This window comes from Candidatus Poriferisodalis sp. (assembly GCF_965208555.1).
In the GTDB taxonomy this organism is placed as follows: Bacteria; Actinomycetota; Acidimicrobiia; order Acidimicrobiales; family Poriferisodalaceae; genus Poriferisodalis.
The window spans coordinates 2,372,376-2,397,078 of sequence record NZ_OZ242342.1 but is presented as its reverse complement, the minus strand read 5'-3'; the positions used below and the strand labels follow the sequence as shown (position 1 = coordinate 2,397,078).

Sequence of the window (24,703 nt, the reverse complement as noted above, 5' to 3'; positions counted from 1 at the left end):
AACATGGGTCGTCCGGAGGTAAGGGCGATGGGCAATGAGTGAAACCCATCCCCGACCGATCCGGCGACTGCTCGTGGCGAACCGCGGCGAGATCGCACGTCGCGTGTTCCGCACGGCACAGTCAATGGGCATCTCGACGGTCGCGGTCTACTCCGAAGGCGACGCCGAGGCCCCCTTCGTGACCGACGCGGACCTAGCGATGCCGCTCGGCGGTCGATCGGCCGCTGATTCCTACCTCGCCATCGACAAGGTGATTGCCGCGGCACTCAGCAGTGAGGCAGACGCCATCCATCCCGGCTACGGCTTCCTGTCCGAGAACGCCGCGTCCGCCCAAGCTGTCATCGACGCCGGTTTGGCTTGGGTCGGTCCGCCCCCGGCGGCCATCGCGGCCATGGGCGACAAGCTGCAGGCCAAGGAGTCCATGATCGCCGCGGGCGTGCCGACGCTGCCCTCGGTGCCCGTCACCGATGACATGAGCAGCGGCGATCTGCTGTCGGCCGCATCCGAGGTCGGCTTTCCGGTGCTCGTCAAGGCGTCGGCCGGGGGCGGCGGCAAGGGCATGCGCATCGTCGCCGCTCCGGACACGCTCGCCGATGCCGTTGCGGCGGCACGCCGGGAGGCCGCCGGCGCGTTCGGCGACGACACGGTGTTCCTCGAGCGCTACCTGCCCGCACCGCGTCACGTGGAGATCCAAGTGCTCGGAGACCAGCACGGGGCGATCGTGCACTGCTTCGAGCGGGAGTGCTCCATCCAACGGCGCCACCAGAAGGTGATCGAGGAAGCGCCGTCGCCTGCGGTGACACCGGCGCTGCGTGAACGCATGGGTGCGGCAGCGGTCGCTGCCGTCGGCAGCATCGGTTACCACTCGGCAGGGACGGTCGAGTTCCTGCTCGAGGGAAGCGGCGACGACGCAGAATTCTGGTTCCTCGAGGTCAACACCCGCCTGCAGGTCGAACATGCGGTCACTGAAGCCATCACCGGCCTCGATCTGGTGCGCGAGCAGATCCGCATCGCCGCCGGGGAGCCGTTGGGCTACGGCCAGGACGACCTGGCGATCAGCGGGCATGCCATCGAGGCCCGCCTGTATGCCGAGGATCCGGCGCATGAGTTCCTGCCGCAAACCGGCACAGTGGAACTCTGGGCACCCGCCGCGGATCCGCCAGCCCGCTACGACTCGGGAATCGAGGTCGGCTCGGTGGTCGGCACCGAGTTCGACCCGATGCTGGCCAAGGTGGTCATGGCGGCCCCGACGCGCACCGAGGCCGCGCTCGGGCTCGCATCGGCACTCGACCGCACCCGTCTGGGCGGCGTGGTGACCAATCGCAACTTCCTCTCGGCCGTGCTGCGGAGCGAGGATTTCCTTGCCGGTGACACCACCACTGATTTCATCGAGCGAACAGGGCTGGCGAGAACGTCGTCACCCGCGAGGGCGCAGTTCCTTCATGCTGCGGCTGCGGCTGTTGCGCTGGTCTCCCAGGCACGCAATCGCTCCCTGGCCACAGCGCTGGGTTTCATGACTTCGGGCTACCGCAACAGCGTCATGCCCGAAGAGGTGCTGCCGCTCACGGCCCTCGACCCCAGCGCGGCCGAGGTCGACGTCAGCGTGTCGTACCGGCGTCAACGAGATGGCAGCTTCCGGCTGCGCGTCGCCCCGCTGCGTGTCGATGCGCCCTACGCACCGCCCGAAGTCGACTCGCCGTCCGATGGAGACCGCGGCGACAGCCGCGACGGCGACACGGCGCTGCCGGCGGCCAGTGAATTCAACGTGCTCCCCCACTCGATCCAGATCCACCCGATCACCGACGACCAGATTCCATTGGGCCCAGGTGGAGGCATCGCCGACGTGCCCCCCGCCGAGGAATTCGACGCCGAGCTCGATGTCACTGCGCTCGAAGACTCGGGGGGCGGGCTGCGCGGCACGTGGCAGGTCAGCCGTCGCGGCCACAACTGGTATGTGACCGGCCCGCTGGCCGGTGCTGCCACGTTGCAGGAACGCTCGCGCTTCCCCGACCCCGATGCCGAGACGGTCGAGGGCGGCCTGGTTGCGCCGATGCCGGGCAAGGTGCTGATCGTGAACGTTGCCGCCGGCGATCATGTGAGCGAGGGCCAGGTGCTCGTGGTGATGGAAGCCATGAAGATGGAGCACCAGATCACGGCATCCGCGGACGGCGAGGTGGCCGAAGTTCGAGCCCACGTCGGCGACCAGGTCGACAACGGCGAACTGCTCGTCGTCATCACGGCCGACCCGTAGTAAGCCGACCCGTAGTAATCGGATGAGCTACGACCTTCACACACTCCGTGGGGACGTCTCGGGCGGCGTCACCGCGGCGGCAGTTTCCATCACACCGGCTGCAACGTTCGGCGTCGTGTCGGGGCTCGGAGCTGCGAGCGGCATCTACGGCGCGCTCGCCGTGGGCTTCTTCGTCGGGATCTTCGAGCGGTCGCGGCCCCAGATGGGATCGGTGAGCGCCGTCCTGGCGGTGGCCATGGCCGCGGTCGTGGCGACACACGCCGAGACTCCCGCCGAAGCGTTCACGGTGGTGATACTGGCCGGAGTCATCCAGCTCGTCTTGAGCCTGCTGCGCATCGGCAGCTACGTCACGTATACGCCGTACTCGGTGATCGCCGGATTCACATCGGGAATCGGCGTGATGATGGTGCTGTCCCTGGCCAACTCGTTCCTGGGGGAACCGGTCAAGATCACCAAACCCCTCAATGCAATCCAGAAATGGCCCGACGCGCTGGAAGCGCTGAACGCAAGCGCATTGATCATCGGCTTGGTCGCGCTGGCTGTCGCGCTGCTGTGGCCCAAGCGACTGCGAAGGTTCCTGCCCGCCATGGTCGCCGCGCTGCTGGTCGGCACGCTCCTGAACATCGTTTGGCTGAGCGACGTGCCGACACTCGAAGGCATCCCACGCTCCCTGCCCGACCTGCAGCGTCCCGAGCTCTCGCTGGGCTTCCTGGCAGGTGCCGTGGTGCCGGCGCTGACCATCGCCCTGCTCAGCACGGTGCGAGGTCTGCTGGGTGCCTTGGCGGTGGATGCACAGACTCGCACCCAGCTCGACCCGGACAAGGGCCTGCTCGGCACCGGCATCGGCAATGTCGCAGCCGGCCTGATCGGCGGCTTGCCGGGCAGCCCGACGTTCCTTTCGTCGATTCTGGCGTGGCGCATGGGAGCCCGTACCCCGATCTCACCTATCGTCCGCTCGCTCACGCTCCTGGTGCTCGTGCTGGGATTGGCACCGCTGCTCGCCTATGTGCCGCACGCCGCGTTGGCAGGAATACTCACGGTGACCGGCTGGCAGCTCATCGACTGGCGGTTCCTGGCGCGGCTTCGCCGGGTGCAGCGCGAGCACCTGCTGATCATGCTGACGACCCTCGGCATCACGATCTTCGTGGACTTGGTGACTGCCGTGGCCGTGGGATTGATCGTGGCCGGCATGATCGGCGCCCGCCAGTTCGAGCGCCTCCAGCTCGACAGTGTCATCTCGGTGCCCCTGCTCGATCAGATTTTCCTGCATGAGCACAGCGCAGAGTCCTACGGCATCAGCCCGTATTCCGCTCGCACCGGCATTGTGAAGCTGCGCGGCAGCTTTACGGTTGCATCCTCGAGCAAGCTCATCCGCACCATCGGCGACGACATCGTGGGCCACCAAGTGGTGATTCTCGATTTCTCAGAGACGGACCACATCGACGACAGCGCCGCACTGGTCATCGAACAGCTCATCGACACGGCGACGGAGAACGAGGTTCACTGCATCGTGCTGGCGCTCGACGGCGCACCCGCTGCCACGCTCACGTCGCTGAATGCGCTGCGTCGCATCCCGTCCGAGCATCTGGTCGGAACGCTTGACGAAGCCCAGGACATCACCCGGCGCCTGCTCGTCGACGATCCAGATCGCGAACGCCCGCCCCCGTTGGCCGAACCCGAGTAGTCAAGGCCGTCAGGCGCTACCAGCCGATTCTGCGATCAGAACTCATGCACCCACGACCATCCTGAGGTCGCGGTCGCTGAAGTAGGCGCATTGCGCGACGAGATCGCCGTCCTTCGCGCCGGCTTTGCCGATCTCGACGTAGTCGCTCGTGATCTGCCGGTAGGGGAACAGTCCCTCCCCGTACTGCTCGCTGGGGAAATGGAGGGTCTGTGCGCGGTTCAGGTCGTAGCGCGACGACGCGTCGATGAAACGCATCGCGTACGCAGCGCGACGCGGCAGTTCGCCGGGGCCGAGCACGATGCTGCGGTGTACGACGTTCTTGGTGAACAGGAGCGCATCGCCGGGAGCAAAGTCGTATTCGACCATGTGGACATCACAGAGCTCGTCCATCACCGGGGAATTCAGTATCTCGTTCCTGAGATCACGGTAGTCCTGCGGGCTCGTCTGTCTCCCGGCCCGCTCCCTGGCCCTGATCACCTCGACGAGTGCCAAGTCCGTCGTGTGGACGAATTCGGCTGACAGCACATGGAGCGGAACGCAGGCGATGCCGCCGCGCTGCCCGTTCGAATCGATGGGGTGCAGCGGGGCCCAGAGCGTGCACCCGAAGTCCTCGGCGAAGTGGAGCCCGAACGTCGACACGCCGGCGTGCCACGGCAGCCCCCGGTCGACGCTCTGCTCGATTTCGAAGGACAGGTCGTAGGTGAGAAACAGGTCGCGTCCTGCCAGCTCAGTCAAGCCCCGCTGGAAGTAGGGACGCTGGATCAATCCGAAGACTTCCTTCTTGTCGGTCGCCAAGAAGTGCTGCATGTTGGCGAACCGGCGGCCTGGCTTGGGCGCGGGAGCGTCGCCGGCGCCGCGGCTCGATTCGGCGTCGACCTGATCGAGCAGCACGTCGACCACGCTGGGGTTCAGGAATCCTTCGAGCTTGACGAAGCCGTCGCGCGAGAACTGCTCCTTCTGTTCGCGGGTGATGACGAATTCGTTGTCGAAGGGATGATCGGTCATTTCGTCATAGTAATAAGAACAACTACATCGCTACACCGACGCCAAACGCAGCGACCCCCGGCCGACAGCAGCGCCTGGGCATCGGGCGCCCTTCTCCCGGTGTCGCGCGGTGGGGCTACTGTCGGCGGCGCGACGGGACGGCATGGGAGCGTCCGGCGGACGGAAGGAATCATCATGGCTGCAGCAGACGTACACCGGCCGGGACGGCTCGGCGATCCGGACATGACGCTCGGCACCGATCCGCGCGCTGATCCGCGCATGGTGGCGGTTCTGGCGGCAATGGGTCTCGACGGGCACGGCGAGCCTGCGACAGCCACCGCGGACTCGTCAATGGAGGAGCTGTACGCCTGGGTCGATGAGGCCGAGCCGGGCTTCGAGATGCTCTTCGACGCCCTCTTCGCCGATCTGACGCCCCCCGACGGCGTGGAGGCGAGCACCGAGGTCATCAGCGGGGTCGACGACAACGACATCACGCTGTTCATCCACCGCCCGGCGGAGGCCGACGGCCCAATGCCGTGCGTGTACCACATTCACGGCGGCGGCATGGTGCTGCTGTCGGCGGCGGGCATGTCGTACGTCGCGTGGCGGAACGAACTGGCGTCGCGAGGGCTCGTCGCGGTGGGCGTGGAGTTCCGCAACGGCGGCGGCAAGCTCGGCAAGCACCCGTTTCCAGCCGGTCTCAACGACTGCGCCTCGGGACTGCAGTGGGTGGCTGCCAACAAGGACACCCTCGGCATTTCGACGATCACGGTGTCCGGCGAGTCAGGCGGCGGAAACTTGTCGCTGGCCACCACGCTGAAGGCCAAGCGAGAGGGGTATCTCGACATCATCGACGGCGTGTTCGCGCAGTGTCCCTATATCTCGGGGGCCTATGCCAACCCGCCTGCGAGTCTTCCGTCGTTGACCGAGAACAACCAGTACTTCCTGGACTGCGAGAACATGGGAGGCATCGCCAAGGCGTACGACCTAGCCGGACCCGACCGGAACAGCCCGCTGGCCTGGCCGCTGCACGCCACCGCCGACGATCTGGCCGGTCTGCCGCCGCACGTCATCTCGGTGAATGAGCTGGACCCGCTGCGCGATGAGGGCCTCGCCTACTACCACAAGCTGCTCGCGGCCGGAAACAGCGCGCAGGCCCGAACGATCAACGGCACCTGCCACGCAGGCGATGTCATCTTCCGCACGGCCATGCCCGAGGTGTACTCAGCGACCGCTGCCGCACTGCGAGACTTCGCCTACTCGGTATAGCGGATGGGCAAGTCGCACCCGCCGGTGACTGACGCGCGCTCGGCCGCGGATGTCACCGGGCTGACGTTGCAGGACTCCGGGGGGGGGGGGGTCGCAAACCCGGCGATTCAATCTCGGTGGCCGCACTAGCGCCGGGCGAGGGGATCGCCTACGAACCGGACGAGAAGTGCTCCATAGCGCTGTCGCTGGGAATGGGCATCCAGGGCGTCGTCATCGCCCTGGCGCCGACGGTGCTGACCATGTCGCTGTTCGTGCAATCGACGAATCTGAGCGCCCGTCACGCGACGTGGGCAGTGATCGCAGCCATCCTGGTATGCGGCCTCGCGACCGTGGTTTCAGCAGCCCGCCTCGGACCAGTCGGCGGGGGCCACAACGTGCTGATGGCCACCTCGCCGAGCTACCTCGCTGTTGCGATCCTGGCCGTGAACAGTGCCGGGCCGCAGACGCTGGCGTCCTTGGTGGTCGTCACTGCCGTGTTCCAGCTCGCGCTGGCCAAATGGCTGCATCGTCTGAGCCGGCTCATTACGCCGACAGTTTCTGGTGTCGTCGTCATGCTGATCGCGATCGGTGTCATGCAGGTCGTTGTCGAGCGTGTGGGAACGACCACCGAGAACGCCCCTGACATCGCGGCGCCGGTGGTCGCGCTCATCGCGGTGTTGGTGGCGGCAGTGCTGGCGCTGCGCGCCAAGGGGCTGCTCCGGCTGTGGTCGCCGATCATCGCCATTGTCGTTGCGGCCATCGTCGCCGTGCTGTTCGGGCTGTATGACCCAGCAGGCATCGGCAGCGCTGCTTGGCTTGCGGTGCCCCAGCCCGAGTTCCCCGGACTCGACCTGACCCCAGGGGCTGACTTCTGGGCGCTGCTGCCGCTGTTTGTGGTCGTCTCGCTGGCCGTCACCATCAAGGCGATGACCACCGGCGTCGTGATCCAGCGGGTCTCACGACGGAACCCGGGCGCAGCCGACTACCGCCTGGTGCAGGGCACGGTCAACACCGTGGGCGTGGGCTCGCTCGTCGGCGGGCTGGCAGGAACGCTGTCCATCGGAACCATGGACGCGACATCGATCTCGTTCGCGCAGTTCACCGGTGTGGCGTCCCGCAGAGTCGGGTACTGCATCGGCGCCATCCTCATCGCTCTGGTGCTGACACCGAAGCTGACTGCCGTCCTGCTCACCGTTCCCAGCGCGGTCGCCTCGGGTTACTTGCTCATCATCATGGGGCTGCTGTTCGTGGAGGGGCTCCGCTCGGTGATGCAGGACGGCCTCCAACCTCAGAAAGCGGTGGTGATCGGAGTCGCCATCGCTGTCGGCGTGGGATTGCAGGCCTCCGACGCGATCGGCGCCATCATCGGCGGTGCCTGGGGGACGCTGCTCAGCAACGGCATGATGGTCGGCACGCTGATCGCGATCTTGCTGACGGCCTTCATCGAGTCGAGCGGTCGAAGGCGCCGGCGCCTCGAGACTGCGTTGAACGCCGAGGCGCTGCCTCAGGTCGACGGGTTCTTGGCGGAGATCGCAGCCAGTTCCGGCTGGGAGGAGGCCGCGGCGAATCGGCTCAGGCTGGTCGGCGAGGAATCGCTGGTGAGCCTCATGGAGGAAAGCGAGTCCGACGAGGACCGGTCTCGGTCACGGCTCGTCGTCGTCGCGAGGCCCTCAGCGACCAGCATCGAACTGCAGTTGCGCACCTCAGCGGATGCGCAGAATCTCGAAGACCGGCTCACCTTTGTGAGCGAACGTGCGCCCGCATCCGAAGAGCACACGATCTCGCTCCGCCTGCTGCGTCATTTCGCCTCGACGGTGCGCCACCGGAAGTATTCGGGCATCGACATCGTGACCGTCGAGGTCGAGCGGGCACCGTGAAGACCCTGCTTGTCGCCTCCACTTTGGTTCTGGGCGCAGTCGCATGCGCGCAGGAACCGCCGGCAACCGGCTGGCCGTTCGTGGGTTCTGATCAGGCACACACCAAGTACTCGACTGCCGACGAGATCACCGCCGCCAATGTCGGCGACTTGGGGATCGTCTGGACGTGGGAGCCGAACGAGACGCCCCTTGCGGAATACGACACCCGACCGGGTCCCTTCCAGGCCACCCCGATCGTGGTCGAAGGCGTTCTCTACTTGTCCACGATGTACACGCGGGTGGTCGCGCTCGACGCGGAGACGGGTGCCGAGCTATGGGCGTTCGACCCGAGGGCCTACGAGGGCGGGCCGGTCGGCGCAGGGCCGACCGGCTTCAAGCACCGCGGCGTCGCCTACTGGAGCGACGGGGACGACCAGCGCATCTTCCTCAACAGCCGCGACCGGCTCTACGCGATCGACGCCGCCACCGGCGAACTGGACGCCGCATTCGGCAACGGCGGCAGCATCGTGCTCACCGAGGGGCACGGCCGCGAGGTCACCCGCTTCGAGTTCGACCAGACGTCTCCGCCGGTGGTCTTCGAAGACCTGGTGATTGTCGGCAGCCGGGTGCCCGATGGGGTCCAGCGCGAGTTCGACCCGCCCGGCACAGTGCAGGCATTCGACGTCCGCACGGGCGAACGGCGCTGGGTGTTCTTCACCGTCCCGCAGTCGAGCGACGCCTATGGGGCGGACACCTGGGAAGACGAGTCCTGGCGCTACACCGGTCACGCCAACGTGTGGGGGCTGATGTCGCTCGATGCCGAGCGAGGACTGCTGTACGTGCCGACGAGCACGCCGAGCAGCGACTACTGGGGCGGCCGGCGCAAGGGGGCGAACCTGTTCGCCGAGTCGCTGGTGGCGCTCGATGCGCGCACCGGCGAACGGCAGTGGCACTTCCAGACAGTGCATCACGGGGTGTGGGACTACGACCTCTCTGCCGCACCGAACCTGGTGACGATCACCGTGGACGGGCACGAGATCGACGCCGTGGCACAGGTCTCCAAGCAGGGATTCACCTATGTGTTCGACCGGGTGTCCGGCGAGCCGGTGTGGCCGATCACCGAGCGCGCCGTTGACACCTTCACCGATGTCCCCGGCGAAGAGCTGCATCCCACCCAGCCGTTCCCATCGAAGCCCCCGCCCTTCGCTCACCAGGGCGCAACGCTGGACGACGCGAACGACCTGACGCCGGAGATTCACGCGCTCGCGGTGGCCGAGATGCAGCGGTTCCGGCTAGGTCCGCTGTTCACCCCGCCGAGCCTGCAGGGGACGCTGCAGCGCCCGGGCGGCAGCGGCGGCGCGAACTGGGGAGGAGCAGCGTTCGACCCCGAGACCGGGACGCTGTACGTGCGGACGTCGGAGGACGCCGACACCAACCAAGTCTGCGAGAACCGAGGTGACGACCCGCGCGTTGACGTCGCCTACAGCAACAACTGCCCTTACGGCGCCATTCGCGTCATGTTCGCCGAGGCCGGCGGACCGGGCGCGGTCGAATCACCCGACAGCGGACTGGGCCCGATCCCGCTCACGAAGCCGCCGTGGGCGCACCTGGTGGCGATCGACCTCGACGAGGGCGAGATCGCATGGAAGGTGCCCTTCGGGGAAGGCAGCGACGAGATCCGCAGCCACCCGCTGCTGCGCGGCGTCGACCTGCCAGAACGGCTGGGCACCGTGGGCAATCCCGGGCCGCTGGCAACCGGGGGCGGACTGGTCTTCGTGGGCGGCGGCGAGCCGTACCTCTACGCATTCGACAGTGGCACGGGCGACGAACTCTGGCGAGGCGCAACGCCGTTCCCGACCAGCGCGAACCCGATGACCTACACCACCCAATCAGGGCGGCAATTCGTCGTCATCGCCACCGGCCGCGGCGCAAACACCGCACTCGTCGCTTTCGCGCTGCCCCAACAGTGAGACCGAGTCGGAGGCGAGCTGCATGAGACGCCGCTGGCTCCTGATCGTCTGCGCTGCAGCGACGTTGTCGGTCATCGCTGCCGTTGTCGCTGCAACACGAGTCGACGGCGCGAAGACCGTCAGGGTGGGCGTCGCGGTGACCTATTCCGGGGTCGGGGCGGCGCTCGGCACCGAGGTCGAGCGGGGCATCGAGCTGTTCATCGAGCAGAACCCAGGCGCATTCGGGGGCCATGCCGTCGAACTCGTCAAGGCCGATCTGAAGCGCCCGGACGGCGAGGCAGTGCCAGCCGCGCTGCGTGCGCTGCTCGATCCCGGGGGGGGGGGGGGTTGACATCCTCGCCGGGTTCGTCTTCTCCCCGAATGCCATAGCGAGCGCGCCGCTGGTGACCGAGGCCAGGGTGCCGGCGGTCGTCATGAACGCGTCCTCGGCGCATATCCCGTTGCTGTCGCCCTACATCGCCCGCGTCTCGTTCTCCACCTGGCACGCGGCCTTCCCGATGGGGCGTTACGCCCATGACGAGCTCGGTTGTAACCGGGGGGCCATCGGCTACAGCGACTACTCGCCGGGGGTCGACAGCGGCCTCGCATTCTCGACTGGCCTCGAAGCAGCAGGCGGCATGCTTGTCGCAGACGTGCCGATGGGCGGCCCAGGCGAGGTGCCGGACTTCGTCCCGTTCTTGCGACGTGTCATCGACGCCGATCCGGACTGCTTGTGGGTGTTCGTGCCGGCCGGCGCTCACAACGCCGCCCTCTTGGAGGCGTATGTCGAAACGGGCATGAGAAGCCGAGGGATCAAGCTGCTCGGGCCCGGTGCGCTCACCCAGATCGCCCGGCTTCAGCAGATCGGTGACGAGGCGGTCGGCCTCATGAGCATGCACCACTACTCCGCCGACTACGACACCCCCGCCAACCGCGCCTTCGTGGCGGCATGGAGACAGGCCTACGGGCCCGACACCACACCGGGTTTCATGGCCGTCGGGGGCTGGGACGGCATGGCCGCCATCGCCCACGCGATCACAGCACAGGACGGCAACGTGACCGCCGAGGGCACGATGGAAGCGCTCGCCGGATGGTCGTTCGAGAGCCCGCGCGGCTCCATCACCATCGACCCCGAGACTCGGGACATCATCCACGACCAGCACGTACACGAAGTCGTGCCGGGAAACCCGCGCCCCACGGTCAAGGTTGTCCGCACCTATCCCCAAGTGCGAGACCCCTGCAAAGCACTCCGAGTCGGCGAGTGCGAATGAGCACAACCCGAGATACTCGGGAATCGACATCGTGGCGGTCGAGGTCGAGAGAGCTCAGTCTCGGCGGGGGTAGGCGGTCGCGAAGAGCAGGGCTTGCGCGGCGAACAGGGCGAGAGACAGCACCCACACCCAGCGCATCCCGCTGAGGAACTCATCGGGCGAGGTGGGGCGGCCGACGATGCCGATCGCCGCGGCGACGCCGAGTGCGATCGAGAGCTGGAAGATGGTGGTGCGGCCGGCTCCGGCCATCGCATACCGGGGCGGCGGGACGTCGCGCATCGCTGCGCCGACCAACGGCGCGAAGCCGCACGCCGCGCACAGGCCGACGGCAAGTCCCGGAATCAGCATGCCCATGACGTAGTCGGGTTCGGTGCCGGTCCACGCCAGGTGCAGCAGCGTCGCTGTCACGCCGAACAGCCCGCCGGTGACCAGCAGCGGGCGCGTCCCGAACCGATCCGCCAGCCGGCCGGCCACCGGCGCGAGCATCGAGGACACCATCGGCCCCGGTGCCATGGCGAATCCCGATTTGAGCACCGACCAGCCCCAAGCTCGTTGCAGGAACTCAGGCAGCACGATCAGCCAGGAGAAGAAGCCGGTCGCGAAGACGACTGCTCCCAGATTGCCGACGAGATAGCTGCGCAGCCGGAACAAGCCGAGGTCGAACAGCGGCGCCGGGTGACGGCGGGAGCGCGCGATGAACGAGCCCACGAGCACGACACCCGTGGCTGTCGCAACGATGGTCCCCGGGGTGTTCCATCCCCAGTCGGACACTTGGACGATCGCCAGCACGAAGGCACCGACGCCGATCGAGGCAAGCGGCACGCCCACGAGGTCCACACGGCGCGCCACACCGTCGCCCCTGCTCTCGGCCAGCCAGGTCGGACCGAGCAGCAGCGCCAGCACCGCCACCGGCACGCTGATCAGGAAGACCGAGCGCCAGCCCAGAGCATCCACCAGCAGCCCGCCCACCGAGGGACCCAGCGCCGCTGCCAACCCGCCCATGCCGCCCCAGACGCCGATCGCCATCTGGCGACGCTCGATGGGGAACGCCGTCAGCAGCAGCGCCAAGCCCGCAGGAAACTGCAGCGCCCCGCCCAGCGACTGCACGACGCGCGCCGCGATGAGCAATTCGGCCGAGAGGGCGAGTCCTGCGAGCAGCGAACCAGCAGCGAAGATCCCCAGCCCCCACAGGAAGATCCTGCGGCGGCCGAACCGGTCCGCCATCCACCCGGCCGGCAACAGCACCGATGCGACACCGATGTTGTAGGCAGTGATGACCCACGACAGCGTTGCCGCCGATGCGCCCGGGAATGCCTGGGCAATCTCGTCGCGGGCCAAGGCGATGACGGTGATCTCGAGCGCCACCATGAAGCCCACGAGCGACGTGACGAACAGCGTCCGGTACGCCGTCGACGGGGGCGTCGTGGCGTCTGTGCTCATGGCCAACTCACGAAGCGCTCAGAGGCCCAGGACGCGGGCGGCGTTGTCGCGCAGGTACTTGCGCTCGATGTCCGGCGGCAGCTCCCACCCAGCGACGATGCGGCGCAAGTCGATGAGCGGACCGCAGTTGGGATAGACGCTGCCGAACAGGATCTGGTCGGGCAACTGGCGGGCCAGAGCCGTCACGTAGTCCTCGGAGCCGGGAAAGCCGTAGTGGACGTACTGGCCCGGCACGATCACGACGTTGGGCTGCTTGTACGCCACGCCGAGCGCCTCGCGCACATACGGCCAGCCGCCGTGCTGAATGGACACGGTGAGACCGGGAAAGTCGGTGGCGACGCGGTCGACGTACTCGGGGCGGCAGTCGTCCTGATACGGACCCAGCAAACAGCTCATCGTGGTGGACACGATGAGGCCGAGGCGCTGCGCCTCCTCGTAGATCGGGTACAGCGCCCGATCACCGAACCTGCGGCTGATCTGCGCCGTGGACGGGTCGACCGTCACGCCACGCATGCCCTGTGCCGTCAGCTCGCCGACAGCTACGACAGCAGCGTCGACATCACTTGGCTCGACCGACCCGAACCCCACGAAGCGGTCCGGGTGCGCCGAGACGATTTGGCGGATCTCAGCCGAGCCGGTGGGGTCCAGCCCGCGGATGCCCGTCGGCCCCGGCACGCCGATGACGCCCAGCGAGATCCCGGCCTCGTCCATCTCGGCGAACATCAGCTCACGGGACTGCTGCACGAAGCTGGGGCACGGCTCGAGCCCCATCCGTTCGAGGTAGTGGTAGGTGGTCTCGGGCGTCCAGCTGCGCGCCCCGATGGGCCGGAACCGGAAGTCGATGACGCTGATGTCATCGCTGTCGCTGTCGCCGCCTCCAGCCGGAGAGCTCCCGTCGCGGGCCACGGCAGCGCTGCTCAGACGGGCGCGTCGGCAGTGATGACGATCTTGCCGAAGAAGCGGCGCTCCTCCATCGCCCGGTGTGCCTCCACGCCGTCGGGCAGCGGCACCTCTGAGTCGATGACCGGCACCAGGTCACCTGTCTGGACCAACCGCAAGAGCTCGTCGAGGTCGCTCCGCTGCCAGCCGTTGGAACCGCGGATGTCCATCTCCGCAGTCCAGATGAACCGCAGGTCGGTCGGCGGGTCGTAGCCCGCAGTCGCCCCGCAGGTGAGCACCCGGCCCCGCTGGCGCACGCAGCGCAGCGATTTCGCCCAAGTGTCGCCGCCGGTGAAGTTCACCACGACGTCGTAACCGCCCCCAGCGAACAGGCCGCCGGTCTGCTCGCGGCAGTAGCGGGCGATGTCCACCTCGGAGTAGTTGATGGTCTCGTCGGCGCCGAGCGCGGCGAGGCGCTGGCATTTCTCGTCGGTACCCGCAGCGGCAATCACCTTGGCTCCCCGCATCTTGGAGATCAGCAGCGCGCTGGTGCCCACTCCCCCGCTGGCACCCAGGATCAGCACCGAGTCGTCGGGGCCGACCTCCCCCCGGGTGATCATCATCCGGTGCGCGGTCCCGTACGCCACCGGCAGGCACGCAGCGTCGGCGTAGGAGACGTCATCGGGAAGCGAAATCAGCTGGCTGTCGCGCACCGTGACGTACTCGGCATACGCGCCCCACAGGGTGTCGCCGATCATGAAGATCTTGCCGGTGTCGCGGTCCCAGTGCACCGGGTCCGCCAGCACCCGGTCCCCGACCGACCAGCCCTCCACGCCCGGCCCCAGCTCGGCGACCTGACCGGCCGCGTCACAGCCTGGGATGCCCGGCAGCGGCACCTTGATGCCGGGCATGCCCCGGCGCGTGAACACGTCGTGGTAGTTGAGCGAGCAGGCCCGCACCGCTATCCGAACTTCACCGGGTTGCAGCTCGGGCGTGTCGATATCGCGGTACGACAGCACATCGATGTCGCCGTGCTCGTCGAAGACGATTGCTTTCATCGCCGAGTCCCCCTGTCGCGCTCGACCGATGCATCCATTGCGGCGAGCACATCGCCCCGCAAGGCTCGCACCGTGCCGGCGTAGGCGCGAGCGTCGAGCGTCTCCGCCAGCTCTGCGGCCACCTCCAGCGCCCTGTCCACCACCGCGTCGGCGCTGACGGCTTCGTCGAGGTAGCCGGCCTCCACCGCTCCGCTGCCGTCCAGCAGGCGGGCGTTGGCAACGCAGCGCTGCAGGTGGCGGCGCGACAGCCGCTCCTTGGCGATGGTCATGGCCCAGTCCGGCAGCGTCAGCGCGATGGCCACCTCGTTCAGACCGATCTTGACCGGCGCATCGGGCCCGACACGGTGATCGCAGCCGAGCAGCAGCAAGGCCCCCGCCGCGACCGCATGACCGGTGCAGGCCGCCACCACCGGCACCGATGACCCGTATGCCCGACGCACCATCGCGCCGCCCGCGGTCACCAATTCGGTCATGGCCGCCCGATCGCCGCCGCGGATCACGTTGAGGTCGAATCCGGCGAAGAACGCCCGGTCGTTGCCCGCGATCACGACCGCTTTGATGTCGTCGTCAGCTTCGGCAGTGTCGATCTGCGCATCGAGCGCTGCCAGCATCGGCACAGAGAAGGCGTTGGCCTTGCCGTCGTCAACCTCGACCAGCAGCACCTCGCCGTGCCGCTCTGCCGAGACGGTGCCGTCACCCATGGGGCCGTCATTCGATTCTGCGGAAGCGCTCATCGCCCGAATGCTACGACCGCGCCTGCGGGCCTGCCCGGGCCAGGGCGGGCGCCCAAGCCGGGGTGGTTAGGGTGCGGCCATGACTGTGACGGTGGCCGACGTGGAGATGCCTGAGATCGGCCTCGACGCCGACGGCAGCGAGGAAGAGCGCCGGGCTGCACTGACCGAACTGGCTGCGCGTACCTGGATCGCCCGCACACCGCTGGGCTACGTCATCACCCGTCACGCAGACGTGACCGCCATGCTGCGCGACAAGCGCTGGTTCAGCGCCATCGGCCTCATCGCCCAGATGCAGGGAGTCGACGACGCCGAATGGAACCGTCGCAGCGGGCAGAACATCCTGGGCATGGAAGGCGACGAGCACCAGCGGCTGCGCCGGCTGGTCGGGCCGGCATTCACGCCCAAAGCGGCCGAGCGGCTGCGCCCGTTCATGGCCGAGGTCATCAATGAGCTGCTCGATCCGCTGTGCGCCCGCGGGCACGGCGACTTCGTCACTGAAGTCTGCGAGCCGTACCCGATCCCGATCATCTGCGAGCTGCTGGGCGCTCCCCGCGACGACTGGGAGCTGTTCAGTCGCCTCGCCACCGACATCTTCCGGGTGTTCAACGGCAACCTGGCACGAGACCTGCTCACGATCATGGCCGCACAGGACGAGATGGGCGAGTACATGTCCAAGCTCATCGCCGAGCGGCGCGCCGAGCCTCGCGACGACTTGCTCTCGGACCTGATCGCTGCAGAGGAAGCAGGCGACCGGCTGACCACCGAGGAGATGCAGTCGCTGGCCAACGCTGTGCTGCTCGCCGGCACGGACACCACGCGCAATCAGCTCGCCTGTGCGGTCGAACTGTTCGCCCGCTGCCCAGACCAGCTCAGGCTGCTGCGCGACGAGCCGTCGCTCGCGCCGCAGGCTGCCGAAGAGGTCATGCGGCACTTCGGCGCCATCCGGGGCACCGCCCGCTACGCCAGCGAGAGCCTCGTGTACCGCGACATCGAGTTCCCGGCCAGCACGCTGATCTTCCCCAGCTTCACCGCCGCCAACCATGACGAATCGCAGTTCGACCAGCCGCTGCGCTTCGACATCACGCGCCGGTCGAGCGCTCCGCACATGACGTTCGGCAGCGGCATTCACTACTGCCTCGGCGCCTTCCTGGCACGGGCCGAGCTGCAGGAGGCGCTCAAGGCCGTCGCGAAGCGAATGCCAGACCTGCGTCTCGACGGCGACGTGGAATGGAAGCCGGTGTCCAACGGCATCTGGGGGCCGTCGACACTGCCCATCAGGTTCACGCCGGGGCACTGACCCGACCTACGCCACACATGGAACGGGTGCGATGGGGGCGGGTGGTGCTTGTTGCCCTCTCTGGCGTCGTGTCGCACGTCTTCGGCCGGGCCACGGTCGGAGTGCTGGTGCCCGCCATGGCCGACGATCTCGAGCTCAGCGACACGCTGATCGGCGCGCTCGGCTCGGCCAACATGGGCGCCTACTTCACCGGCGTGATCATCGTGACGTTCACTGCCGGTCGAATCGAGCCGTTCACCTTGCTGCGGGTCGGCATCATCACCTCCACCGTGGGCCTGGGAGTGATCGGCACGGCGTCCAGTCCAGCAGCCGTGGTGATCGGGACTGCGCTGGCCGGCCTCGGCGGGGGCGGCATCTGGCTCACGGCACCGGTGATTGCCAGCGAAGGCGTGCCGGCGAGTCGCCGCGGCGCTGCGCTGGGCACGCTCACCGCCACCATGGGTGCCGCGCTCATCGGTGTGCCGTTCGCGACAACTGCGCTGCGCAGCGTGGCAGGCGATGACGGGATCTGGCGGCCTATCTGGATGGCTCAGGCTGTGCTCTCGGTCGTGCTGCTGGCGGCGCTGTCAGCGTTTGTCCGCGCTCGACGCACCGAGCGGGTGGCCGGTGCAGTCGGGTTCGGGGAGCTGTTCCGGATTCACGGGTGGAAGCGTGCCGTTGTGGCGTACATGGCGTTCGCCTACATGACGTCCTCGTTCGCCAACTTCCTGGGGAGAGCGCTGGAGGGCGATCACGATTTCAGCCGGACGGCTGCGACACTCATGTTCTCGTGGATGGGTGCCGGCTCGATCGTGGGGGCGCTGGCCTTCGGACGGCTCAGCGACCGGATCGGGCGGCCCGCAACCATGGCCACGGTCATGGCCTTGAGCGCCGGTGCCGCGGCTGTCCTGACGACGCGTGCTCCCGGCGCTGTGATCATCATCGCCGTGGTGGTCTTCGGCGCGGCGTCGTTCTCATACCCGTCGCTCACCGCGACATTCGTGAGCGATCACGTCTCGGACCGCACGTTCGCCGCCGTGCTGGGCTCGATGACGATGTTCTACGGCCCCGCGTCGGTCATCGGACCGGCCGCGAGCGGCTGGCTCGCCGACAGGACGGGCAGCTTCAACGCGACCTATACGGTCATCGCCGCACTTGCCCTCACATCGTGCGTCTGCATGGCGACGATGCGCCGGGGGGATGGAGTGGCGCCGCGGTCGGCGCCGCTGAGCTGAGCGTCAGCTCAGGCCATCAGCTGCTTCTTCATGGCAGCAGCAGTTGCCAGCTTCAGCGAACGGCTCGGACCGATCTGAATGGACTCGCCGGTCTGGGGGTTGCGGCCCATGCGGGCACCACGCTCAGACATGGAGAAGGAGCCGAATCCCGGCCAGGTCACCTTGCCGCCGGCCTTCACTTCGGCCGCAACGAGATCGAAGAATGCTGACAGCGTCCGCTCCGCGTCGCTCGCAGTCACGCCGGCTTCGCCGGCTACTGCCTTGATGGTCTCTGCCTTGTTCGCCACAGTCCAGTTCCTCTCTGAAACGATTCGGGGCACCACCTCAGCACACCAAAGCCCTGAAGTGGTGGAATTGCGGCCCGCTGTCTATCGGGGCGTTCCGGCGCTTGCACCCCTCGGCGATGCTCGGCGGGGCTGTCGCTCATGCCCGTCGCTGCGCACATCGAAGGCGTCGCGCAGACCGTCGCCGACGAAATTGACGGCCAAGACCGTGACGACGATGGCGATGCCCGGCGAGATCACCAGCCACGGCGCAACCGTCATGAAGCCCTCGTTGCCGCCGAGCATGTTCCCCCAGGTGGGCGTGTGAGCTGCGCTGACGCCGAACCCCAGGAAGCTGAGCACCGACTCGGCCAGGATGGCGCCCGCCGTCGCAAGCGAGACCGCCACGGCCATCTCCCCCACCAGATTCGGCAGCAGGTGACGGAACATGACTCGCCCAGGGCCCGCGCCCATCGCCCGTGCCGCAGCGACGAATTCCTGCTCGCGCAGCGACAGCACCTTGCCCCGGATGATCCGGGCCACCGCCATCCAGCCCAGCAGCGACAGCACCAGCACCACGTCGAAGATGCCGTCGCCCAGCATCCGGGCGCCCAGCATCACCACCATCAAGCCAGGCAAGGCGAGCAGCGTGTCGGTCAGCCGCATCAGCGCTGCGTCGACAGCACCGCCCACGTAGCCCGCGACCATGCCGATCAGCGTCCCGCCGAAGGTGGCCAGCAGCGCCACCGACACGCCGACCGCGAGGGTGACCCGGCCGGCGTACAGCATCTGGCTCAGCGTGTCCCGGCCCAAGGTGTCAGTGCCCAGCAGGTAGTCGCGACCCGGATCGGCGAGCACATCGGTGGCGTGCGTGCGGCCCTGCGGGTACGGCGCCAGCAGCTCGGCACCGACTGTCGCCAGCGCAATGCCCACGAGCACCGCCAGCGACACCAGCGCGACGCGGCGATGGGAGAACCTGCGCCAGACGAGCACCGCCGGCCGTTCGACGACGGGCGTCTCAGCGGCTGCCACGACGGATCCTCGGGTCGAGCACGCCGTAGAACAGATCGGCGGCCAGATTCAACAACATCACCGCGGCGGCGACGATCATGGTGGTCGCCAGCAGCATGGGGTAGTCGCCCCCGGTCATGGCATCGACGAACAGCCGGCCCATGCCCGGGTACTGGAACACCAGCTCGGTCACGATGAGCCCGCCCACGAGCTGCCCCATGTCGACTGCGGCCTGCGTCGTCACCGGGATCAGCGCGTTGCGCACGCCGTGGCGGACCACCACGGTGCGCTCCCGCAAGCCCCTGCCACGGGCGGCCCGGATGTGATCCGAGCTCATGACATCGAGCAGGCTCGCCCGCATGTAACGGCTGTAGACCGCGATGAGCTGGAGCGACAGCGTCATGGCCGGCAGCACCAGATGCCGCAGGCGATCCACCAGATCGAAGCCCTGCTGGCCCGGCGAGTAGAGCCCTGCAGTCGGCAGCAACGGTGGCGTGATGCCCAGCCAATTCGCCAGGTACAGCCCGAAGAAGAGCTGCAGCATCAGGCCGAGCCAGAACACCGGGATCGAAATGCCCAAGAACGAGACGGTGGTGGCCAAGTAGTCGATGAACGAGCCGCGGCGAATGGCCGAGATCGCGCCGATCGTGATTCCCGCCGCCAGCGAGAGCACAACCGCCAGGCTGACCAGCACCAGCGTGTTGGCGAGCGCCGTGCGCACGAACGGCCAGACGTCGGATCCGTTGCGGACGAGCGACGTGCCCAGATCGCCCCGTACGAAGTCGCCCAGCCAACTCAGGTAGCGCAAGAAGAACGGATCGTTGAGCCCCAGCGATTCGAAATAGTCGGCCCGGTCCGCCGGGCTGACTCTGGGATTGATGGCCAGGTCGCCCCCCGGCCTGGCGATCCGATTCGCTGCCCAGAATACAGCGATCGAGATGGCCAGCAGGATCGGCGCCATCGTCGCAATGCGGCGCAGGACGTAGCGCGTCACGGTCGAGAGCCTGCCAGCCGCTCGCCGGCTAGTCGTTCGCTTGGGGCGTTCTCACGCAACGAGCGTTCAGTCGGGCGTTCAATTCGGGTGGACCGTCCAGTCGAAGATGTCGAAGAACCCGCCGTAGGGACTCGACACGTACGCGCCGGGACCTGAGACCGCAGTGGTGTCCCAGATGATCATGTTGGGCAGCATGTACAGCGGGATCCACGGCACATCGGCGGCCAGGATCTCGCTCAGCTCGTGGACCAGCTCGAGACGGGCGTCCGGGTCCACCTCGGCGTCGATGGCGAACGCCAAGTCGCTGGCCTGCTGATTGCGGTAGGCCGTGAAGTTCTGACCCGTGTACTCGTTCTCTTCGGTGGGAATGCCGTCGATGTCGTAGAGATTGGCCACGGAAGGATCGGGATTGGTGCTGTTCGCGAACAGCGCCACCGGTCCGTAGTTCAGCGCCGGCAGCCGGTTCTGGAACAGCTCACCGGGGTCATAGTTGATGATCTCCCAGCCGATGCCCAGCGGAGCCGTCATGTCCACCACCAGCGCTTGCACGTCCTCGCGCCGGTTGTTGCCGGCGACGGTGTTCCATGCCAGCACCAGCTCCTCGCCCTCGGCGTTCACCCACAGCCCCTCGGGGTCGGGCCGGGTCCAGCCCTCGGCCTCGAGCAGCTCTGCGACCTTGGCCGCATCCTGGGTGTAACGCGCGAAGTCGTCCTGGCACCAAGGACCGAACCCGGGGTTCCATCCCGTGCACTGCAGGACCGGCGGGTCAGCAGTGATCGTGCCCAGCGCGATCTCGGCGATGCGTTCGCGGTCGAGTGCGTAGGCGACGGCCTGGCGGACGTTGCGCGTCATGTCGAAGCGCCGATCGGGCGCGTTCTGATTGATCCAGAGGCCTTCCATGTAGGTGCCCTCGGCGACCTTGTAGGCCAGATCACCGGTGATGCGCTGCCGTGCCCCAGGGAACGGCTGGGGAAATGCAGCCATGGCCTCGCCGGTCTGCAGGGCCAGGAGCTCCGAGTCGGTGTCCTCGCGGGGCACCATCACCACCCGGTCCACCAGCGGGATGCGCTCGGCGTCCCAGTAGGAGCGGTTGGGTACCAAGATGTGCTGCTCCTGGTTCCATTCCTCCTGGATCCACGGCCCGCCCGAGACGGTGATCTCGTCGTTCCACTTGTCGGCGATGTCGGTGTCCGGGCCCAGCTCGTGCGCCGGCAGCAGGCCGCCGAACAGCGTCGGCCAGGGTGCGTACGGCTCGCTGAACGTGATGACCGCCGTGTGGGGATCGGAGTGGTCGATGTCGGTGATGAGATCGAGACCGATCGTGCTGAGCGTGCCGGTGGTGTCGAGCCCGGCGCGCCAGCTGAACCAGACGTCGGTGCTGGTGATGGGCGTGCCGTCGCTCCAGGTCGCGTCGGGATTCAGGCGGTACGTGAGCGTGAACGTGCCGTCGTCTGCGGTGACGAGGCCGCCGTTCGCAACCGTCGGTTCCTCGACCAGCAGCGACGACGCCACGTAGGTGTTCGTCTGGTCGAGCTCCATGAGCCTCGGCAGGTAGTGGATCAGCACCGACCAGATCGTCCAGGTGGCGTTCGCGCACGATGTGACGGGGTTGACGCACTCGGGCCACTGCTCGACGGCCAGCACGAGCGTGCCGCCGCTCGGGGCCGCAGCATCGTCGAGGGCATCGGTGGCTCCAGGTGCGGCGGCTGGCTCCTCGGTTGCGGATGCGGCCGCGGGCTCGTCGGTCGACGTGTCGCTGCTGCATGCAGCAAGCAGCAGCGTTGCTGCGATGGCGACAGCTCCGATGCGCCAGCCGCTAACCCGCCGCAGTCCCGCCGGGACCAGGAACAGCCGCGCTTGTGTCTGAAGCATCGTCATGCCGTCAAAGTAACGCTCTGGCACTCGGGCGCGATGTGATTCAGCCAACAAGAAGGAAGGGATGCAGCCGACCCGCCGCGCATCGCACGCATAATGCGAGCGCTTCTGGCAGAGTTTGCCGGACTCGGCGGGCCCTGCCGGCCCATCTTCGACACCTGGGGGGAGCTTCAACGTGCTGGATGGGTACCGGATACTGGATCTGACCGACGACCGGGGCCACCTCGCCGGCTTGCTGCTGGCCCAGCTCGGTGCCGAGGTGGTGCTCTGCGAGCCGCCTGGCGGGCATCGCACCCGGCACCGGGGCCCGTACGTCGACGATGTGGCCGATCCGGAGCGTGCCATCGAGTTCCTCGTCTACAACCGGGGAAAGCACTCGGTGGTCATCGAGAAACCGGGCCAAATTGCCGAGTTAGCAGCCGGCTGTGATGCGGTGATCTCGTGCGGCGCGTTCGACGTCGACCTCGATGCGCTGCGCGACGCCGACCCGGCGCTGGTGACCGCGTCCATCACGCCATTCGGGGAGACCGGCCCCAAGACAGCCTGGGCCGCCACCGATCTCACCATCGCCGCCTCCAGCGGCACGATGTCGCTGACCGGCGACCGTGACCGGGCACCCGTGCGAATCGGCTCGCCGCAGACGTGGCACAACGCTGCGGTGGACACGGCAGGCGCGGTGCTCATGGCCCTGCACGAACAGCAGACCTCAGGGCTGGGCCAGCACGTGGACACCTCAGCCCAGCAGTCGTTCGTGGACTGCACGCAATTCCAGATGATGACGGTGCTGACCGGCGGCGACGTGCCGGTTCGGCTCCCCGGAGCGGTCGACCTCGGAGGCTTCCTGATCCCTTGGGTGTACGAGTGCGCCGACGGCCACGTGACCGTCACCTTCCTGTTCGGACCCATGATCGCCCCGTTCACCAGCAGGATCCTGGCGTGGGCCTGCGAGGAAGGTTTCTGCGAACCCGAGTTGCGCGACAAGGACTGGGTGGACTTCGGCATGGCCATCGTGGAGGGCCGCGAGTCGATGGACACTTTCGATCAAGCCATCAAGGCCTTGACGTCATTCGTGGCCACCAAGACCAAGGCCGAGCTGCTGGAACGTGCACTGACCGACAACCTGCTCATCGCACCCATCACGACGACAGCAGATGTGCTCGCTCTCGAGCAACTGGAAGTACGCGACTACTGGGAGCAGGTCGACGTGCCCCGTGCCGGCGGTCCCGCGCCAGTGCGCCTGTGCGGATCGCTGGCCAAGACCACGGCCGGCCCGCTGCCGGTCCTGCCCGTCGCGCCGAGACTGGGCGAGCACACCGAGCTGTACCTCGGCGACAGCGGCCCTGCAGGCACCGGCATCACGTCCCGCCCTCGCGCCCAGATCGCCGCCACGGGTCGCTCGATGGAACGCCCGCTCGACGACGTCAAGGTCCTCGACTTCATGTGGGCGCTGGCGGGGCCGGGCGCCACACGCACGCTTGCCGACTACGGCGCCACCGTCGTGAAGGTCGAGAGCGAGCTGAAACCAGACGTGCTGCGCGGCGTCCACCCGTTCATCGGCGAGGAAGGCGGGCAGGAGAACGCCCTGCAGTTCCACTCGATCAACGCCGGGAAGATGGACCTGACGCTCGACCTGTCGCTGCCTGAGGCGCGAGAGGTGGTACTCGACCTTGTCGCATGGTGCGACGTGCTCACCGAGTCGTTCTCGCCCAAAGCAATGTCGAACTGGGGTCTCACCTACGACGTGCTGCGCGAGGTGAATCCCGAGCTCGTCATGTTCTCGAGCTGCCTGATGGGCCAGACCGGGCCGATGCGCCTGTATGCCGGCTTCGGCACCATGGCGGCGGCCATCGCCGGCTTCTATCCGGTGACCGGCTGGCCCGACCGCATCCCGGCGGGTCCGTTCACCGCCTACACCGACTACATCTCGCCGAAGCTGGGCGTGATGCTGATTCTGTCTGCGCTGGCCGAGCGGGACCGCACCGGGCGAGGCCAGCACATCGATTTCGCCCAAATGGAGGGCGCGCTGCACTTCCTAGCGACCGAATTCGCCGACGAGGAGATCAACGGGCGCACCGCCGGCCGGAACGGCAACGCCGACCGCCACATGTGCCCCCACAGCGTGTATCCGGCGGCCGGCGACGACCGCTGGGTGGCGATCGTCTGCGAGACCGATGAGCACTGGGCGGCACTGGCGACGCAGCTCGCCGAGGCTGCGGCCGGCAACGCCGACCTAGAACAGGCGCTGGACCTGCTGAGCGCCAGCTCGGACGGGAGCCTGACCGAACTCGACACAGCATGCCGCCGAGCGCAGACAGACGCCATCGACGCGGCGATCACCGCGTGGACTGAGGCGCACGACGCAGCCGAGGTCGAGGCGGCACTCCAAGCCTGCGGCGTGCCCGCCCACCGAGTCAGCGACGCTGCAGATCTGATGGCCGACCCGCAGATCGTCTCCCGCGAACACTTCCTGTCGGTGCCGCACGCCAAGCACGGCCACACCTGGGTCGAGAACAGCAACTTCGAGCTGTCGCGCACGCCCGGCCGGCCGCTGTGGGGCGGCCCGATGTTCGGGGAGCACAACATGGAGGTGCTCGAAGGGATCCTCGGCTACGAAGCCGACAAGATCGCCGAGCTCGTCATCGCCGGCGCCCTCACCTGAGCGACTGCATTAGGCCCCCGGCGCGGCCCACAATGT

At 67.7% G+C, this 24,703-nt stretch carries 19 protein-coding genes; 10 read left to right on the top strand and 9 right to left on the bottom strand.

The annotated features are described in order from the left end of the window. Positions 1 to 34 precede the first annotated feature (34 nt). Complete coding sequence (locus ACOGXE_RS11090) at positions 35 to 2,251, top strand: acetyl/propionyl/methylcrotonyl-CoA carboxylase subunit alpha (protein ID WP_419930974.1); 2,217 nt, start codon at positions 35 to 37, stop codon at positions 2,249 to 2,251. Between the two features lie 22 nt (positions 2,252 to 2,273). After that, complete coding sequence (locus tag ACOGXE_RS11085) at positions 2,274 to 3,935, top strand: SulP family inorganic anion transporter (protein WP_419930973.1); 1,662 nt, start codon at positions 2,274 to 2,276, stop codon at positions 3,933 to 3,935. Positions 3,936 to 3,977: 42 nt separating this feature from the next. Here the strand turns inward: ACOGXE_RS11085 and ACOGXE_RS11080 are convergent, their stop codons facing one another. Next, a complete protein-coding gene (locus ACOGXE_RS11080; protein ID WP_419930972.1) occupies positions 3,978 to 4,940 on the bottom strand; it encodes a hypothetical protein in 963 nt (320 codons plus the stop codon). A 174-nt stretch (positions 4,941 to 5,114) separates the two neighbouring features. Between ACOGXE_RS11080 and ACOGXE_RS11075 the strand changes: the two genes are divergently transcribed. From ACOGXE_RS11075 to ACOGXE_RS11055, 5 genes are all read left to right on the top strand, one after another. Continuing rightward, positions 5,115 to 6,188: an alpha/beta hydrolase fold domain-containing protein gene (locus tag ACOGXE_RS11075; RefSeq protein ID WP_419930971.1), complete on the top strand. Its 1,074-nt coding sequence runs from the start codon at positions 5,115 to 5,117 to the stop codon at positions 6,186 to 6,188. Between the two features lie 116 nt (positions 6,189 to 6,304). Continuing rightward, on the top strand, positions 6,305 to 8,044 hold the full coding sequence (locus tag ACOGXE_RS11070; RefSeq protein ID WP_419930970.1) for a solute carrier family 23 protein: 1,740 nt from the start codon (positions 6,305 to 6,307) through the stop codon (positions 8,042 to 8,044). Continuing rightward, the gene (locus ACOGXE_RS11065; RefSeq protein WP_419930969.1) at positions 8,041 to 9,993 is read left to right on the top strand and encodes a PQQ-binding-like beta-propeller repeat protein; all 1,953 of its coding nucleotides are present in this window, start codon (positions 8,041 to 8,043) and stop codon (positions 9,991 to 9,993) included. Before ACOGXE_RS11070 ends, ACOGXE_RS11065 begins: the two co-directional genes overlap by 4 nt. 22 nt (positions 9,994 to 10,015) lie before the next feature. Next, the gene (locus ACOGXE_RS11060; protein WP_419930968.1) at positions 10,016 to 10,324 is read left to right on the top strand and encodes a hypothetical protein; all 309 of its coding nucleotides are present in this window, start codon (positions 10,016 to 10,018) and stop codon (positions 10,322 to 10,324) included. Beyond that, a complete protein-coding gene (locus ACOGXE_RS11055) occupies positions 10,290 to 11,243 on the top strand; it encodes an ABC transporter substrate-binding protein (protein ID WP_419930967.1) in 954 nt (317 codons plus the stop codon). The genes ACOGXE_RS11060 and ACOGXE_RS11055 overlap by 35 nt, the downstream gene beginning before the upstream one ends. Before the next feature lie 54 nt (positions 11,244 to 11,297). Here ACOGXE_RS11055 and ACOGXE_RS11050 read toward each other — a convergent pair whose 3' ends face one another. Genes ACOGXE_RS11050 through ACOGXE_RS11035 form a run of 4 tightly spaced genes read right to left on the bottom strand, consistent with a single transcriptional unit; the run spans position 11,298 to position 15,354 of the window. Then, positions 11,298 to 12,683 (bottom strand): DHA2 family efflux MFS transporter permease subunit, encoded by a 1,386-nt coding sequence (locus ACOGXE_RS11050; RefSeq protein WP_419930966.1) that lies wholly within the window; start codon positions 12,681 to 12,683, stop codon positions 11,298 to 11,300. A gap of 18 nt (positions 12,684 to 12,701) precedes the next feature. After that, positions 12,702 to 13,589, bottom strand: a complete 888-nt coding sequence (locus ACOGXE_RS11045; RefSeq protein WP_419930965.1) for an amidohydrolase family protein — start codon at positions 13,587 to 13,589, stop codon at positions 12,702 to 12,704. Between the two features lie 11 nt (positions 13,590 to 13,600). Beyond that, positions 13,601 to 14,620, bottom strand: a complete 1,020-nt coding sequence (locus ACOGXE_RS11040; RefSeq protein ID WP_419930964.1) for a quinone oxidoreductase family protein — start codon at positions 14,618 to 14,620, stop codon at positions 13,601 to 13,603. After that, positions 14,617 to 15,354 (bottom strand): crotonase/enoyl-CoA hydratase family protein, encoded by a 738-nt coding sequence (locus ACOGXE_RS11035; RefSeq protein WP_419930963.1) that lies wholly within the window; start codon positions 15,352 to 15,354, stop codon positions 14,617 to 14,619. Before ACOGXE_RS11035 ends, ACOGXE_RS11040 begins: the two co-directional genes overlap by 4 nt. Before the next feature lie 79 nt (positions 15,355 to 15,433). Between ACOGXE_RS11035 and ACOGXE_RS11030 the strand changes: the two genes are divergently transcribed. Continuing rightward, on the top strand, positions 15,434 to 16,651 hold the full coding sequence (locus tag ACOGXE_RS11030) for a cytochrome P450 (RefSeq protein ID WP_419930962.1): 1,218 nt from the start codon (positions 15,434 to 15,436) through the stop codon (positions 16,649 to 16,651). Positions 16,652 to 16,668: 17 nt separating this feature from the next. After that, positions 16,669 to 17,865, top strand: coding sequence for an MFS transporter (locus ACOGXE_RS11025; protein ID WP_419930961.1), 1,197 nt, complete (start codon positions 16,669 to 16,671; stop codon positions 17,863 to 17,865). 8 nt (positions 17,866 to 17,873) lie between these two features. Here ACOGXE_RS11025 and ACOGXE_RS11020 read toward each other — a convergent pair whose 3' ends face one another. From ACOGXE_RS11020 to ACOGXE_RS11005, 4 genes are all read right to left on the bottom strand, one after another. Beyond that, positions 17,874 to 18,152 carry an HU family DNA-binding protein gene (locus ACOGXE_RS11020; RefSeq protein WP_419863753.1) on the bottom strand — a complete coding sequence of 93 codons (279 nt, stop codon included), beginning with the start codon at positions 18,150 to 18,152 and terminating at the stop codon, positions 17,874 to 17,876. 81 nt (positions 18,153 to 18,233) lie between these two features. Beyond that, positions 18,234 to 19,160, bottom strand: coding sequence for an ABC transporter permease (locus tag ACOGXE_RS11015; protein ID WP_419930960.1), 927 nt, complete (start codon positions 19,158 to 19,160; stop codon positions 18,234 to 18,236). After that, a complete protein-coding gene (locus ACOGXE_RS11010; RefSeq protein ID WP_419930959.1) occupies positions 19,147 to 20,133 on the bottom strand; it encodes an ABC transporter permease in 987 nt (328 codons plus the stop codon). The genes ACOGXE_RS11015 and ACOGXE_RS11010 overlap by 14 nt, the downstream gene beginning before the upstream one ends. Before the next feature lie 78 nt (positions 20,134 to 20,211). Beyond that, entirely contained in the window at positions 20,212 to 22,011 is a 1,800-nt protein-coding gene (locus ACOGXE_RS11005) for an ABC transporter substrate-binding protein (protein ID WP_419930958.1), read from the bottom strand. A gap of 172 nt (positions 22,012 to 22,183) precedes the next feature. On the opposite strand from ACOGXE_RS11005, the gene ACOGXE_RS11000 reads away from it, so the two are divergent. Further along, a complete protein-coding gene (locus ACOGXE_RS11000) occupies positions 22,184 to 24,667 on the top strand; it encodes a CoA transferase (protein WP_419930957.1) in 2,484 nt (827 codons plus the stop codon). Positions 24,668 to 24,703 lie beyond the last annotated feature (36 nt).

Bases quoted from the DNA above. Each gene is read 5' to 3' on its own strand.
- ACOGXE_RS11090 (WP_419930974.1), top strand. From the start codon at position 35: ATGAGTGAAACCCATCCCCGACCGATCCGGCGACTGCTCGTGGCGAAC.
- ACOGXE_RS11085 (WP_419930973.1), top strand. From the start codon at position 2,274: ATGAGCTACGACCTTCACACACTCCGTGGGGACGTCTCGGGCGGCGTC.
- ACOGXE_RS11080 (WP_419930972.1), bottom strand. From the start codon at position 4,940: ATGACCGATCATCCCTTCGACAACGAATTCGTCATCACCCGCGAACAG.
- ACOGXE_RS11075 (WP_419930971.1), top strand. From the start codon at position 5,115: ATGGCTGCAGCAGACGTACACCGGCCGGGACGGCTCGGCGATCCGGAC.
- ACOGXE_RS11060 (WP_419930968.1), top strand. From the start codon at position 10,016: ATGAGACGCCGCTGGCTCCTGATCGTCTGCGCTGCAGCGACGTTGTCG.
- ACOGXE_RS11050 (WP_419930966.1), bottom strand. From the start codon at position 12,683: ATGAGCACAGACGCCACGACGCCCCCGTCGACGGCGTACCGGACGCTG.
- ACOGXE_RS11040 (WP_419930964.1), bottom strand. From the start codon at position 14,620: ATGAAAGCAATCGTCTTCGACGAGCACGGCGACATCGATGTGCTGTCG.
- ACOGXE_RS11035 (WP_419930963.1), bottom strand. From the start codon at position 15,354: ATGAGCGCTTCCGCAGAATCGAATGACGGCCCCATGGGTGACGGCACC.
- ACOGXE_RS11030 (WP_419930962.1), top strand. From the start codon at position 15,434: ATGACTGTGACGGTGGCCGACGTGGAGATGCCTGAGATCGGCCTCGAC.
- ACOGXE_RS11025 (WP_419930961.1), top strand. From the start codon at position 16,669: ATGGAACGGGTGCGATGGGGGCGGGTGGTGCTTGTTGCCCTCTCTGGC.
- ACOGXE_RS11005 (WP_419930958.1), bottom strand. From the start codon at position 22,011: ATGACGATGCTTCAGACACAAGCGCGGCTGTTCCTGGTCCCGGCGGGA.